The sequence below is a fragment of the Streptomyces gottesmaniae genome (assembly GCF_031845845.1).
GTDB classification, from domain to species: domain Bacteria; phylum Actinomycetota; class Actinomycetes; order Streptomycetales; family Streptomycetaceae; genus Streptomyces; species Streptomyces akebiae.
The window spans coordinates 54,724-68,280 of sequence record NZ_JAVRFJ010000044.1; the positions used below are offsets into that span (position 1 = coordinate 54,724).

15 protein-coding genes and 1 pseudogene are annotated in these 13,557 nt (G+C 71.8%); 8 read left to right on the top strand and 8 right to left on the bottom strand.

The genetic code is table 11. The features are described 5' to 3' along the window. Positions 1 to 150: 150 nt before the first annotated feature. Together RM704_RS36800 and RM704_RS36805 are read left to right on the top strand one after the other, a co-directional pair. Complete coding sequence (locus tag RM704_RS36800) at positions 151 to 390, top strand: hypothetical protein (protein ID WP_192829780.1); 240 nt, start codon at positions 151 to 153, stop codon at positions 388 to 390. 162 nt (positions 391 to 552) lie between these two features. After that, complete coding sequence (locus tag RM704_RS36805) at positions 553 to 1,410, top strand: hypothetical protein (protein WP_033530175.1); 858 nt, start codon at positions 553 to 555, stop codon at positions 1,408 to 1,410. Between the two features lie 60 nt (positions 1,411 to 1,470). Here RM704_RS36805 and RM704_RS36810 read toward each other — a convergent pair whose 3' ends face one another. Continuing rightward, a complete protein-coding gene (locus RM704_RS36810) occupies positions 1,471 to 1,683 on the bottom strand; it encodes a helix-turn-helix domain-containing protein (protein WP_033530176.1) in 213 nt (70 codons plus the stop codon). A 201-nt stretch (positions 1,684 to 1,884) separates the two neighbouring features. Next, entirely contained in the window at positions 1,885 to 2,121 is a 237-nt protein-coding gene (locus tag RM704_RS36815; protein WP_311592231.1) for a hypothetical protein, read from the bottom strand. A gap of 250 nt (positions 2,122 to 2,371) precedes the next feature. On the opposite strand from RM704_RS36815, the gene RM704_RS36820 reads away from it, so the two are divergent. Next, positions 2,372 to 2,881 (top strand): MarR family winged helix-turn-helix transcriptional regulator, encoded by a 510-nt coding sequence (locus RM704_RS36820; RefSeq protein ID WP_033530178.1) that lies wholly within the window; start codon positions 2,372 to 2,374, stop codon positions 2,879 to 2,881. Positions 2,882 to 2,899: 18 nt separating this feature from the next. Here RM704_RS36820 and RM704_RS36825 read toward each other — a convergent pair. From RM704_RS36825 to RM704_RS36835, 3 genes and pseudogenes are all read right to left on the bottom strand, one after another. Then, positions 2,900 to 3,324, bottom strand: a pseudogene (locus tag RM704_RS36825) (PPOX class F420-dependent oxidoreductase). Between the two features lie 78 nt (positions 3,325 to 3,402). Further along, positions 3,403 to 3,795 carry a nuclear transport factor 2 family protein gene (locus tag RM704_RS36830; RefSeq protein WP_033530179.1) on the bottom strand — a complete coding sequence of 131 codons (393 nt, stop codon included), beginning with the start codon at positions 3,793 to 3,795 and terminating at the stop codon, positions 3,403 to 3,405. 37 nt (positions 3,796 to 3,832) lie between these two features. Next, complete coding sequence (locus RM704_RS36835) at positions 3,833 to 4,615, bottom strand: MBL fold metallo-hydrolase (RefSeq protein ID WP_033530180.1); 783 nt, start codon at positions 4,613 to 4,615, stop codon at positions 3,833 to 3,835. A 185-nt stretch (positions 4,616 to 4,800) separates the two neighbouring features. On the opposite strand from RM704_RS36835, the gene RM704_RS36840 reads away from it, so the two are divergent. After that, complete coding sequence (locus tag RM704_RS36840) at positions 4,801 to 5,682, top strand: SPL family radical SAM protein (RefSeq protein ID WP_033530181.1); 882 nt, start codon at positions 4,801 to 4,803, stop codon at positions 5,680 to 5,682. A 137-nt stretch (positions 5,683 to 5,819) separates the two neighbouring features. Next, on the top strand, positions 5,820 to 6,467 hold the full coding sequence (locus tag RM704_RS36845) for a TetR/AcrR family transcriptional regulator (protein WP_033530182.1): 648 nt from the start codon (positions 5,820 to 5,822) through the stop codon (positions 6,465 to 6,467). A gap of 211 nt (positions 6,468 to 6,678) precedes the next feature. On the opposite strand, the gene RM704_RS36850 is transcribed toward RM704_RS36845, so the two are convergent. Further along, the gene (locus tag RM704_RS36850; RefSeq protein WP_078937307.1) at positions 6,679 to 7,371 is read right to left on the bottom strand and encodes a TetR/AcrR family transcriptional regulator; all 693 of its coding nucleotides are present in this window, start codon (positions 7,369 to 7,371) and stop codon (positions 6,679 to 6,681) included. 133 nt (positions 7,372 to 7,504) lie between these two features. Here RM704_RS36850 and RM704_RS36855 point away from each other — a divergent pair, with 133 nt between their 5' ends. Next, positions 7,505 to 9,133: an MFS transporter gene (locus tag RM704_RS36855; protein ID WP_033530183.1), complete on the top strand. Its 1,629-nt coding sequence runs from the start codon at positions 7,505 to 7,507 to the stop codon at positions 9,131 to 9,133. Between the two features lie 73 nt (positions 9,134 to 9,206). On the opposite strand, the gene RM704_RS36860 is transcribed toward RM704_RS36855, so the two are convergent. Continuing rightward, the gene (locus tag RM704_RS36860; protein ID WP_033530184.1) at positions 9,207 to 10,130 is read right to left on the bottom strand and encodes a LysR family transcriptional regulator; all 924 of its coding nucleotides are present in this window, start codon (positions 10,128 to 10,130) and stop codon (positions 9,207 to 9,209) included. A 71-nt stretch (positions 10,131 to 10,201) separates the two neighbouring features. Between RM704_RS36860 and RM704_RS36865 the strand changes: the two genes are divergently transcribed. Continuing rightward, on the top strand, positions 10,202 to 10,915 hold the full coding sequence (locus RM704_RS36865) for a cyclase family protein (protein WP_311592239.1): 714 nt from the start codon (positions 10,202 to 10,204) through the stop codon (positions 10,913 to 10,915). Continuing rightward, complete coding sequence (locus tag RM704_RS36870) at positions 10,912 to 11,379, top strand: GNAT family N-acetyltransferase (protein ID WP_033530186.1); 468 nt, start codon at positions 10,912 to 10,914, stop codon at positions 11,377 to 11,379. Before RM704_RS36865 ends, RM704_RS36870 begins: the two co-directional genes overlap by 4 nt. A gap of 38 nt (positions 11,380 to 11,417) precedes the next feature. Here RM704_RS36870 and kstD read toward each other — a convergent pair whose 3' ends face one another. Next, positions 11,418 to 13,217, bottom strand: a complete 1,800-nt coding sequence (kstD, locus tag RM704_RS36875; RefSeq protein WP_052146297.1) for a 3-oxosteroid 1-dehydrogenase — start codon at positions 13,215 to 13,217, stop codon at positions 11,418 to 11,420. Between the last annotated feature and the right edge of the window lie 340 nt (positions 13,218 to 13,557).

A 13,557-nucleotide genomic window follows, 5' to 3' on the forward strand; every position in this document is an offset into this window, starting at 1 on the left:
ACACGGAGCGGCGATGGCACATACGTACATGGAATACGTACTCCTACTGATGTGCCCCTGACACCCGTGCCGTTTCATTGCGTTCATGACGACACCGGGCACGAAAGCGCAGATGCGGTCAGGACGAGGGGGCCGGGCTGCTCCGGGTTCGTGGGGGTGTTGTCGCTGCTGATCGCGGGTGCTCTGATCCTGTGCGGCGCCTTGGCGGGCAAGCGGTCCAACGGGGTACGTGTCACGGTCATCGTCATCGAGGCGCTGAGCCTGCCGAGCGGTCTGCTGGGCCTGTTCCAGGGGGGGGGCGGCGTCTCGGTTCTTCCGGGCATCGTCTTCGCCCTCGTCGTGCTGCGGAGCTTCAGTTCCGCGGAAGCCAGGAGCTGGTTCGACCGGTGAGGTACCCCGGCGTCGACGACGTCCTCCGCTCTCCCACGCACTGAGCCTCATCCACGGGGTCTTCCGCGCGGCCGGGCGTGCGCCGGCCTCTTCACCACATCAACAGGCCCTGCCACAAGGACAGTCCGGCAGGGCCGCCCGACCTCATCATGGGGGAATCACATGCGTATACGCGCTGCGGCCACCGCGCTTTCCGGCGCCCTCGTACTCTCGGCGGTCGTCCTTCCGAGTGCCGCCCAGGCGGCGGACCACCGTGGGGCGGCGACGGATCTCGGAGCCCTCGCCGCGAAGAACGTCCAGCCGCGGGACGCCGCGGGTGGCACCACCTTCAAGAACGGGGTCGTCAACAAGGGCAAGGACATCGTTCTCGGCGTGACGGGCAAGAAGGCCGTTCCCGTCACGTTCAGCGCCTTCGACGAGGAAGGCGTGGCCATCACCCAGGCCTTCCTGTGGCAGGGCACCGACAGTTCGAGCACGGACACCATCACCGGCGCCCTGGAGTCGGACGAGTACCCCACCTGCACGGAGACGCCGGTCCAGGGCGGCTACAGCTACAGCTGCAGGACGGTCTTCACCATCGACCCCGCGGTCGCCTTCAAGGACGGCAACGGTACCGCCGGGACCTGGAAACTCTTCCTGGGCGCCTACGACCTCTACGCGAACGCCAGTTACGACGACGACGTCGCCAGGACCAAGATCAAGCGTGCCGCCCGGCTGACCGCCAACGCCTCGCCGGAGCCGGTGAAGAAGGGCAGGACCATCACGGTCACCGGCAGACTGAGCCGCGCCGACTGGACCACGGGCAAGTACGCCGGATACGCGGCCCAGCCGGTGAAGTTGCAGTTCCGCAAGAAGGGCAGCAGCACCTACACCACCCTCAAGACGGTCAGGACCAGCGGCACCGGCGCCTTGAGCACCACCACCAAGGCCGACTCCGACGGCTACTACCGCTTCGTCTTCGCCGGCACCACCACGACCGGCTCCGCGACGGCGCCCGGTGACTTCGTCGACGTCAGGTAGGCGGCTTCCCGGCCGAGACCGCGGTGGCCGGTGCGCGAGGCTCACCGGTCACCGCCGAGGTCACCCCGGCCACGGTCGGTCCCGCCCCGCGCGGGCGTCCCTGAAACGGATCGCGGCGCGGCGGCGGGCCATCAGCGCGGCCAGGGCGGTACGCGAGGAGACCCCGGTCGTGCGGCAGGTGCGCGAGACATGGTTCTCGACGGTGCGCCGGCTGACGTAGAGCCGGTCCGCGATGGACTGACCGGTGAGCCCCCGCGCCACCAGTTCGGCCATCTCCAACTCCCTGGCGGTCAGGCCGGCCAGCCGTTCGGTGAGTCCGGTGCGGTCCGGGGAACCGTACGGAGGCTAGGGGGTCACCGGGCGGACGGGTGGCGCCGGCGAGGCCGACCTGCATCCCGCTGCCGCCCGCCTCGGCGAGTCGGCGCCCCCTCAGCCAGGTGCGCGCGCCGCCGGAGGCCCGCGGCCCGCCGCCGCCTACAGCGAGGCGCCGAGCAGCAGGGAGTGGGCCTCCCAGGAGTCCGCGCCGCAGCGGGCGCTCTCCACCGAGGCCTCCGCGAACAGGTCCGCCGCCGCTGCCGTGTCCCCCTCCGCCGGCGGCAGATGGGCGGTGCCGCGCAGCGCGGAGGCCCGCTGCATCGGCAGCCCCGGTCGCTCCGCCTCCTCACGCGCCCGCTCGGCCCAGCCGCGGGCCCCGTCGGGCCTGCCCGTCACCAGGGCGGACTGACCAGGATCGCCAGGTAGAGCGGCCGCGTCGAGGGATGCATGCGCTGTGGTTCGGGCCGCCCGCCCGCAGCATCGCGTCCCGGGCCCGACCGGATCACCGGCCATGAGCGCGGCCCATCCAGCCGAACATGCACCAGGCCGTGGAGGCCCATGCGACGAGACCGTAGGGCCGCTTGATCAGCGGCCGACGCGATTACCATGAATCATCCATGGAAGATGGTTCTTCGGAAGACGAGTGATGGCTGACCTGAAGCGGCTGTACCGGGAGCTGGTCTCGCTGGAGATCGAGCTGTGGAGTGGCATCGAGGAGCGGTTGCGGGCCGAGTACGACCTGCCGCTGACCTCGTTCGAGGTGCTGCACCTGCTGTTGCGCCGTCCCGGGCGGCGGATCCAGGACATCGCGGAGGAGTTCTCCATCACGGTGGGCGGCACGAGCAAGGTGGTCGACCGTCTGGAGGCGGCGGGCCTGTGTGCGCGGCGGGCCAATCCGAACGACCGGCGTTCCTCGATCGTCGAGCTGACGCCCCAGGGGCGGAAGCTGGCCGACGGAGCGCTGAAGGTCTTCGAGGACGAGCTGGAACTGCGGATCGGGTCGGTCATTCCCGAGCGGTCCGTGCGCGAGATGACGGAGGTGCTCGGCACACTGCGCGCAGCCGGGCGGGCACTGGAGGCGGAGCGGAAGGCCGCCGGGCAGAGGCCGGTGGCGGGCGTGCGGGCACCGAAGCAGCCCGGCCGGCCGGCGTCGTGAGCCGCGACGGCTCGCGGATCAGTCGGCGATGCCGTCGAAGGCGATGACCTCGTCGACGCGGCCGCGGACGAGGAGGTTGCCGGGGCCGCCGTTGCGTGCGGCGTACTCCTCGGCGCGGTCGTCGCCCATGTGACGGGCGCCCAGGAGGCCGCCCCAGTGGAGCATGTCGTCGGGGTCGTCGGAGATCTCGGCGTGCCTCGCAGCAGGACGAACGCGTACGGTGGCCGGTCCTCGTCGACGCAGAGGGCGAAGCGTCCGTCGCGGGCGAGGTTGCGGCCCTTGACGCCGTTCTCCTCGGTGGTGAGCACGATGTCGTCGCCGTCGAGGAGGAACCAGACCGGTGTCACATGGGGGCTGCCGTCGGCGCGGACGGTCGACAGCTTGCCGGTGCGGGTGCCGTCGGTGACGAACGCCCGCCACCGCTGCTCGGTCATCTTCCGCATGGAGCGGTGCCTTTCGTGTGTGTACGGACCGGCTCAGGGGTGTGCCCGGGCCCGGTCGGGCCCGGACACCCCCGAGTTCTAGCCCCAGAAGGCGTCTTCGGCGGCCGGGTCGGCGGAGAAGAGCCACATCTCGGTGATCTTTCCGTTCTCGACGCGCAGGAGGTCGACGCCCTCCATGCTCATCGACGCCTTGTCGTGGCGGCCGCTGAAGTGGATGGTGGCGGCGACCAGATCGCCGTTGCCCATGAGCGTGTGGATCTTGTCGATGGCGAAGGTGCCGCCGCTGGTCTCCATCATGCTGCCGAGCATCTGGAAGACCGCGTCCCGGCCCTTGCGCTCGCCGGAGAACTGGTTGGCGCCGGGCTGGTGCCAGACGATGTCGGCGTGCAGGAGCTCGCCGAGCGTGGCCATGTCTCCCGTCTGGACGGCCTGGAAGTAGGCGCGGGCGATGTCGGTGTTCGTGCTGGTCATGTTCCTTGCTCCACGGGTTCTCGTACGGGGGCGGTGGTCAACGGGCGAAGTCGAGGCGGTCGGCCAGGCCGGCTTCGGTGAACGCGGTCTCGATCTCGTGTCGGCCTTCCTTGAAGTGGGCCCAGCTGTCGAAGTGAGCGGGGACGACCCGGCGGGCGCCGAGCAAGCGCGCGGCTTCGGCGCCCTGGGCGCTGTCGAGGGTGAGCAGGGCGCCGTCGAAGGCGAAGGCCATACGGGCGCCGCCCAGGAAGAGGATCGCGGTGTCGACGGGAGCGAACCTCTCGGCGATCTCCTTGACGTGCTCCAGAGCGGCGTTGTCACCGCTGACGTAGACCGAGGGCAGGTCGGCGGAGGTGAGCAGGAAGCCGACGACGTCGCCGGTGACCGGTTCGCAGCCGACCGGGCCGTGCCGGGCGGGCAGGCCGGTGACGGTCACGGTGGCGCCGTCGGGGCGCTTGAGCTCGGCGCTCTGCCAGAAGTCCAGCCCCTGCGCGTTGCCGCCCAGACGGCCGGCGCCGGTGACCGTGGTGAAGACGACGGGTGCCTCCGGCAGGAAGGCGCGACCGGAGTTGTCCAGGTTGTCGTCGTGCTCGTCGTGGGAGAGCAGGACGGCGTCGATGGGGCCCAGCTCGGCGGCGGTCACCGGTGACGGCTCGGTCTTGACGAGCTTGTGGTCGCCGGGGAGCGGCATGGGGTACTCGCCGGGCGGGTCGAAGGTGGGGTCGGTGACGAACCGGAGCCCGCCGTACTCGATCACGGTGGTCGGACCGCCGTAGACGCGGACGGGGACCTTTTCGCTGGTGGCGCTGGCGCCGGACATCGGAGAACCTCCAGGCGGTGAACAGTGCGGACGCTGCCCTGGCGGCCCCCCCACGCCGCCGTCGGCTGCCGCCAGCCAACCATTTATATTCCAAGGAATCAACTTCCTGGGATTATTGTTCCGCGTTGCAGAGAGAGTGGGACCGCCCCGGACGCGGGCGGCCGACAGGAGGACGGAGCACCGCCGTGGAACCGGTCGAGATCGAGGCCAAGACCCTGATCCAGAAGTCGAAGACCCCGTCGAACGACTACGTGATCAACTCCTACACCGGCTGCGTGCTGGGCTGCGCGTACTGCTTCGCCTCCTTCGCGGGGCGGCAGTTCGGCCGGTCGGTCACGGAGTGGGGCGACTACCTGTACGTGAAGAAGAACGCCGTCGAGCTGGCCCGCGCGGAACTGGCCAGGATGCCCGAGCACAAGCGGCACGGCACGATGCTGCTCAGCTCGGTCACCGACCCCTACCAGGGCCACGAGACGACGTACCGGCTGACCCGCGGCATCCTGCGTGAGCTGACGGCGATCGAGTACCCGGGCCAGGTCCGCGTCCTGACGAAGTCGCCGGTCGTCACCCGTGACATCGACCTGCTCACCAGCCTGCCCCGGGCGGAGGTCGGCATGACCGTGACCACCGCGGACGACCAGCTCAGCCGCTGGCTGGAGGTACGCGCCCCGCTCGCCTCACGTCGCCTGCGCACCCTCGTGGAGCTGCGCGAGGCCGGCATCCCCACCTTCGCCTTCGTCGGCCCGCTCCTGCCCCACTTCGCCGCGCGGCCCGAACTCCTGGACCACCTCTTCGGGCAGCTCGCCGACGCGGGTGTCACCGAGGTGTTCATGGAACACATCAACCTCAAGCGGTACATCCGCGAGCGCATGGACCAGGTCCTCGCCGGAGAACCCGACGAGGTGCGCGAGGCGTACGTCCAGGCCCGCACCAAGGAACACCGCGAACAGCTGGACGTGATCGTCGCCGGCCTACTCACCCGGCACGGGCTGCGGCTGCGCTTCGACGAGGTCGTCCACCATGACGACAATGACGCCCTGCGCCGGAGGCTGGCGGGCCCGGCGTGAGCGGGGCGCGTCGGCGGGGGGCCCGAACGCGGGCCCGAGGGTGTGGAGGTGCTCCCCTGCGGTGACGGCGCCTCGGTGGGACCGCGGCACATAAAATGGGGCCTGTTCGTACGCCCTCCGATCCTGCGAGGTTCTCCGTGACCAAGCCCGTGGCCCGCGAGCCGCTGCGCCGTAATTCGCGGTCCAACCGGGCGCGCATCCTGGCCACGGCCCGTGAGGAGCTGGGGCGGAACCCCGATGTCACGCTGGAGGAGCTGGCGCGGGCCGCCGGGGTCGTCCGGCGCACCCTCTTCGGTCACTTCCCGGGGCGGGCGGCGCTGCTGGAGGCGCTCGCCGAGGAAGCCGCCGAGACGTTGCGGAAGACGGTGGAGGCCGGGCCGGAGGCGGCGGAGTCGGCCGAGTGGGCTTTGGCGCGGTTCGTGCTCCGGATGTGGTCCGTGGGCGACCGTTACCGGATGCTGCTGTCACTGGCCCGGCGGGACCTCGGCTCCGAGCGCGTCGCCGAGGTGCTCGCGCCGGCCCGTGCGGCCGTCACCGGCATCCTGGAGCGCGGGCAGCGGGACGGGGTCTTCCACTCCCCTCTGCCACCGGCCGTGCAGAGCGCCGGCCTGGAGGCGATGCACGTCGCTCTCCTGGAGTGCGTCAACACCGGTGCGCTGGAGGACGACGGGACGCGGGTCGCCACGGCCACCCTCATCGCGGCCGGCGTGGCGGAGAAGCGGGCCAGTGCGGTGGTCGAGGAGGTCGCGTCGGCGGTGCGCGCGGCCCCGACCGACGACGTCTGACCCGGCGTACCGCCCGTTCCGTGCGGTTCGACCGCCCGTAGCCGTAGCCGTAGCCGTAGACCTGGACCTGGACGTCGGGCCGGGCGGGCGTGTCCTGCCCTCCTTGAGCGCCCCGGCCGTACGGGACTCGATGCGTGGGCTCCTCCAAAAAGCCTTGAGGCAGGAGGAGTTCGGGCGGGAATTCGGGGGAGTGCGGCAGGGGCCCGGGGTTTCAGAAGGGACTTGAGGGCGACCCGGTCCTCCGTACGTGATCGACCTTCGCGGCGGCGGTGTCGGGGGTGACTCCGGCGGAGATCAGGGCGGCGGTCGCGGCGCCGGTGCCGTCGTCGGACCAGATGCCTTGGTTGACGCAGTCGAGCAGGGTCAGCAGATGGGCCTCGATGGCTCGGCTGAGCGGGGCGGGCGGGACGGTGGCCTGGAAGACGCCCTGTCGGCGGCCACGGGCGAGGACTTCCCTGATCAAGTGGCGGGCGGGGTCCAGTAGTTCGTCGAGGCGGGCGGGGAGGAGGTCCTGGCCGCGGGCCAGCCGGATGAGGGTGCGGTAGCGGTCGCCGACGGGCCACACCGTGAGGACGAATCGCGCCAGGTCGGCGGCGGCGTCGGAGCTCGCGGCGGGGGCGCTCGTGACCGCGCGCCGGATGGCGTCAGCGGCCTCGGCGGCCAGGCCCTGCACGAGCGCGGCCCGGCCGGCGAAGTGGCCGTACACGGTGCGCCGGGCCACACCGGCGGCACCGGCGATGTCCTCCAGGCGGCTGTCGGGATCGCGGGCCAGTTCCCGCCGAGCCGCCTCAAGGATCCGGGCCCGGGTGGCGCGCGCGTCCCGACGCTGTGCCGGAGCGAGAGAGGGAGACGGAGTGGGACTGGGAGGCGCAGGCGCAGGTGTTGGTGCTGGTCGGCTGGTCACATCGGCACCTCGGGAGCGGGTGAGGGGAGGGGGTCACCGCGATAGTTGCACAGTGGTGGGCAATAAACTAGTCTGCACACCGATGGGCAATTAAGTGATGACGCTCGTCCTCTCGTCCCCTTAGGAGCTTCCGATGCCCTTCCTCGCGAACACCCCCGTGGAGAAGATGACCGGGCCGTACGCGCGGCGCTGGTGGGCACTGCTGGTGCTGTGCCTGAGCCTGCTGATCGTGGTGATGGCGAACACGTCGCTGATCGTCGCCGCCCCCGACATGACCACCGACCTGGGCCTGAGCAGCAGTGATCTGCAGTGGGTCGTCGACGGCTACACCGTTCCGTACGCGGCGCTGATGCTGGTGCTGGGCTCGATCGGCGACAAGTACAGCCGGCGCGGCGCGCTGCTCCTGGGTCTGCTGATCTTCGCGGGCGGTTCGGTGATGGGGAGCATGGTCGACTCGACCTCGCTGGTCATCGCGGCCCGCGCGATCATGGGCGTCGGTGCCGCGGTCGTGATGCCGGCCACGCTGTCCCTGCTGGTCGCGACCTTCCCCCGGAGCGAGCGGGTCAAGGCCATCACCGCCTGGACCGCGACCTCCGGCCTGGCGATAGCCGTCGGCCCGCTGGTCGCCGGCTGGCTGCTGGAGGACCACGCCTGGGGCTCGACCTTCCTGATCAACGTGCCGATCGCCGTGGCCGCCGTCATCGGCGCGCTCGCCCTGGTGCCGCCGTCCCGGGCGGAGGGCATGGGCCGCATCGACTACGTCGGTGGTCTGCTGTCGATCGTCTCCGTCGGCTCCCTGGTCTACGCCGCCATCGAGGGCCCGCACTTCGGCTGGGGCGCCGGCCCCGTCACCGCGGCCGTCGTCGCCGGAGTCGGACTGGCCGCCTTCGTCGCCTGGGAGCTGCGGCACCCGCACCCGATGCTGGACGTCCGCAAGTTCACGCAGCGGCCCTTCAGCGGCTCGATGCTCGCGGTGCTGTTCTTCTTCTTCGGCACGTTCGGCGCGATCTACTACGCGACGCAGTTCCTGCAGTTCGTCCTCGGCCACGACGCGCTGGAAACGGGTGTACGGCTGCTGCCGCTGGCCGGTGCGGTGTTCCTCGGTGCCGTGGTGACCGGGAGGCTGACCCCGAAGCTGGGCGTCAAGGCGATGGTCGTGACCGGCATGGTCGTCGGCACGGCGGGCGTGTTCCTGCTCACCCAGATCGACAAGGGTTCGACGTACGGCGACTTCCTCGCGCCGATGATGATGCTGGGCTTCGCGATCGGGCTGAGCGTCTCCCCGGCGACCGACACGATCATGGATTCCTTCCCCGAGTCCGAGCTGGGCGTCGGCGGTGGTGCCAACGACACCGCGCTGGAGCTGGGCGGGGCGCTGGGTATCGCGGTGCTGGGCTCGCTGCTCGGCACCGCCTACCGGGACGAGCTGACCGACCTGGTCGGCAACCGCCTCCCGGCCGAGGCGATGGAGACGGCCAAGGACTCGGTCGGCGGTGGCCTGGCCGTCGCCGAGCGCGTGGCGCAGGACCCCTCCGCCGGCCCCCAGCAGGCCCAGGCCGTCGTGGACGCCGTCCACGAGGCGTTCGCGCACGGCGTCGCCCAGACCAGTCTCGTCGGCGGGATCATCATGGCCGCCGGAACGCTGATCGTCCTCGCGGTCCTGCCGGGCCGACGCGGGTTCGCGAAGAAGGACGCCGAGCCGGAAGCCGGGACGGCCGCGGGCGAGGCGGGTGTGCGGGAGCACGCCGACTCCACCGCCTAGCTTGCCCCGCCCTCTCGCGTCCTGTGCCCCTTCAGAGCCTCGTTCCCCCTTCCCTCTCGGGCCCCGTGCCCCTTCAGGCCGAGGGCGTGAGTCCCAGGGCCACGGCCGACTGACGGAGGGCCTCGACCACGGCCGAGGTCCGAGGCTGCGGGCCGGACGGCGCGGCGGGCCAGACGGCCGCGATGCGGCGGTGGCCCGCCACCGGGACCGTGGGCAGGGCCACGGTTTCCGGTGGGGCGTCGGTGAGGGCGAGGGTGGGGACCACGGCCGCGCCGAGACCCGCCCGTACCAGGGCCAGGGCGGTCGGGAACTCCAGGGCGGTGTGGGCGCGGTTCGGGGTGAAGGCGTACTGCGCGGAGACGCGCGCGAGGGCGCGGCCGCACGCCGTGCCGGGCGGGGCGGTGACCCAGGGGCGGTCGGCGAGGTCCCGGACCGAGCGGGGCGGCGGTGACCAGTCGGCGGGGGTGACCACGCGGTACTCGTCGTCGGCGACCGGTGCGGACGCCAGGTCGCGCCACTGCTCGTGCGGATCGGGATCGTCGCCGTCGTACTCGACGACGAGCAGGTCCAGGCCGCCGGTGCGCAACTCGCGCAGCGCCCCGGGGCCCTCCGCCTCCACCACCCTCGGCTCCAGTTCCGGGTGGGTGCGGGCGAGGGCGGCGAGGGCCGGGACGAGCAGATGGCACACCGCCGAGGAGAACGCGGCGACCGTCACCGGCCCCGACGAACGGCCGGTCAGCTCGGCGAGTTCACGGCGGGCCTCCGCCAACTCCCGCTCGATCCGCTCCGCCCGCGCCGCCAGCAACCGCCCCGCCGGGGTCAGCCCGGCCCGACGCCGCGACCGGTCCACCAGCGGCTGCCCCACCTCCCGCTCCAACTGCGCGAGATGCTGCGACACGGCCGAGGGCGTCAGATGCAGCACCTTCGCCGCGTCCACCACACCACCGCGCAACGCCACCGCGCGCAGGACGCGCAGTCGGCGGGGATCCAGTTCCATAAGCCGCACTGTAGTGCCGCTTCAGTAAATCTTTCTTGTGGTGAAGTGGCACTACAGGGAGGATGCGGGGCATGAGCAGCAAGCAACGGCGGATCGTCGACCTCAGCCACCCCATCCGGCACGGAATGATCACGTACCCCGGACTCCCCGGCCCCGAGATCGGCGAACACCTCACCCGGGAGGCCTCGCGGAAGATCTACGCGCCCGGCACCGAGTTCGCCATGGGCCGTATCTCGATGGTGTCCAACACCGGCACCTACGTCGACAGCCCCCACCACCGCTTCGACGACGGCCAGGATCTCGCGGGGCTGCCGCTCGACCGGCTGACCGACCTCGACGGCGTCGTCGTGCGCGTCGAGGGTGTCGCCGACCGCGGCCGGGCCGTCGACCGGGCGGCGCTGCTGCCGTACGAGGTGACCGGCCGGGCGGTGCTGGTCCACACGGGCTGGGACCGGCACTGGGGCACCGACCGCTACGGCCACGGCCACCCCTACCTCACCGCCGACGCGGTGGCCTGGCTGGTCGAGCAGGGCGCCGTCCTCGTCGGGATGGACACCCTCAACATCGACGACACCGACGACGGCACGCGCCCGGCCCACACCGGCCTCCTCGCCGCCGGCATCCCCGTCGTCGAACACCTGCGGGGCCTGGAGCGACTGCCCCCGGAGGGCTTCCGTTTCCACGCCGCGCCGCCGGCCGTCGAGGGCATGGGCACGTTCCCGGTGCGGGCGTACGCGCTCCTCCACGAAGGTGACGCCGACGCCGACGCCGAGCGGGCGCTGTGACCGGCCTCGACATCAAGCGGGTGGACGGTGCGGCCGGGGACGAGGGACTGGAGGCCTGGCGGCACGTCCACAACACGATCATCCCGACCCACCTCCTCTCCCTCGACGACGTCCGCGAGCGGGCGGTACGCCACCACCTCGAACTCGCGTACGTCGACGGCGTCCTCGTCGGCAACTCCACCGTCCGTCCGCCCGAGGGGGACGGCGCCACGGCCACGGTGATCGCGCGCGTACTCGCCGAACACCGGCGTCGGGGGTTCGGCGAGCGGCTGTACGGGCGGGCGGTGCGGCGGGCGCGGGAACTGGGCGCCCGGGTGATCGAGACGTGCGTGCTGTCCTCGAACGAGGACGGCCTGCGGTTCGCGCTCGCCCACGGTTTCGTGGAGACCGAGCGCTATCTGCTGGACGGCGACACGATCCCCTGGATCGACCTGAGGCTCGACGACCCGGGCGCCGCTACCTAGCACCGCGGCGCTGGCGCCGCGGCACCAGTCCCGCGGCGCTAGAGCTTTCCGGCGATGTCCAGCGCGGCCACGTACCCGAAGGTCATCGCCGGCCCGATCGTCGAGCCGGCGCCCGCGTAACTGCGGCCCATCACGGCGGCGCTGGCGTTGCCCGCCGCGTAGAGGCCGGGGATCACCGTGCCGTCCGGGCGCAGGACACGGGCGCGGGCGTCGGTGAGGAGCCCGCCCTTGGTGCCGAGGTCGCCGGGGACGATGCGCAGGGCGTAGTAGGGCGGCAGCCACAGGGGCGCCAGGCAGGAGTTGGGGAGCACGGACGGGTCCGTGTAGTAGTGGTCGTACACGCTGTCGCCGCGCCCGAAGTCGGTGTCGTCGCCCTGCCGGGCGAGGGAGTTGAAGCGGTCGACGGTGGAGCGGAGGGCTGCGGCGGGTACGCCGATCGCGCCGGCCAGCGCGTCGAGCGTCCACGCCTTGTGGACGGCGCCCGCGTCGTACCACTCGTCGGGGAACGGGAAGGTCGGCGCGATGTCCTTGAACAGGTACCGGTTGCGGTAGTTCTGGTCGACGATCAGCCAGGCCGGGATGTGGGAGGCGGACGAGGTGTCCTTCTCGTACATCGTGTGGACGACATCGCTGTACGGGCCCGCCTCGTTGACGAACCGCGCCCCGGCCCCGTTGACCAACAGCCCACCCGGCAGCGTGCGTTCGGCGAGGCAGAACCAGGCCTGGCCCGGGGTGTCGATGGCCGGCCCCCACCAGGCGTCGTCCATCAGCGCGAGATCGGCACCGGCGCGCTGACCGGCCCGTATCCCGTCCCCGGTGTTCTCCTTGGCCCCCACCGACCACTGGGTCCCGATGGGCTGCTCCTGGTACCGCGCCCGCATGGCCGCGTTGTGCTCGAAGCCGCCGGAGCCGACGATCACGCCCCGGCGGGCGCGGACGAGACCGGCGGAACCGTTCCGGGTGACGACCGCTCCCGTCACCGCCCCGTTCTCCAAGTACAGGTCGGTCAAAGGGGAGTTGAGCCACACCGGCACATTCGCGCCGAGCAGTCCGGCCCGCAGCCCGCCCGCCAGCGCCTGCCCCATCGTGAGCGGCTTCTGCCCGAGCAGCGCGGCCTTGGTGCCCCGGGCGAGGCACTCGGTGGCGACGGCCAGCCCTTTCGCGCTCACGGCGGTCAGCGCGAGCCACTTGTAGTCGGCGCTGAACACCACCATCCCGGCCGGCGTGGCCAGATAGGCGGGATTCAGCCGCGCCAGCTCGTCCCCCAGCAGGTTCCCGTCGAACTGGTCCGGCTCGATGGACCGCCCGTTCGGCAGCCCGCCCGGCAGCTCGGGGTAGTAGTCGCTGTACCCCTCCATCCAGCGGAACCTGAGCGGGCTGTTCGCCATGACGAACGACAGCATGCCGGGCCCGTGATCGAGGAACGCCTTCTGCCGGTCGGCCGGCACGTCGTCCCCGACCACGGCGGCGAGGTACTGGGCCGCCTTGGCCGGGGTGTCCGGCACCCCCGCCGCCTTGATCACGCTGTTGTTCGGCAGCCAGATCCCGGCGCCCGAGCGCGCCGCCGACCCCCCGAACGTCGGCGCCTTCTCCACGACGACACAACTCAGCCCCTGCTTCGCCGCCGTGAGCGCGGCGGTCATCCCGGCCGCGCCGGAGCCGACGACGACCACGTCGTAGGTGCCGAGGAGGGGCGGAGCGGCGGCGACGGCGGTCCCCGCGAGCCCGCCCCCCGCGGCGATCGCGGCGCCCGCTCCCGCGGCCGTCCCCAGCACCCGCCGCCGACTCGGGCCCCCCTCGGCCCCCGGACGTCTCTCAGGATCCGCGCTCTTGGACATGCGGGACGCTCCAGCCTCGCGTAGGGACGGGTGGCGGTGCTGATCCCCCGGCGGCAACGCGGCAACGCTCCCGTACGCCCCGGGCTGTGTGCGGAGCCTCGAATCTGACGTGAAGGCATGGTGAAGTCAAGACACGTGTAGGGCATGGTGGCCGCAGACCGCGGCGAGTTGTCGGCCCCTCCCTGTCCGGTGCGGGAGGGGTGGCTCGGCTGTCGTGCGAGAAGGCCCCGTCAGGCACGGCCGTACGCCCTGAGAACGTAAGTTCAGGCATGCCGCCAATCGGGGTGCGGTCGGCTACGTTGGCATCAACAAGGTGGCGTTGACTGGACGCACGGGACGA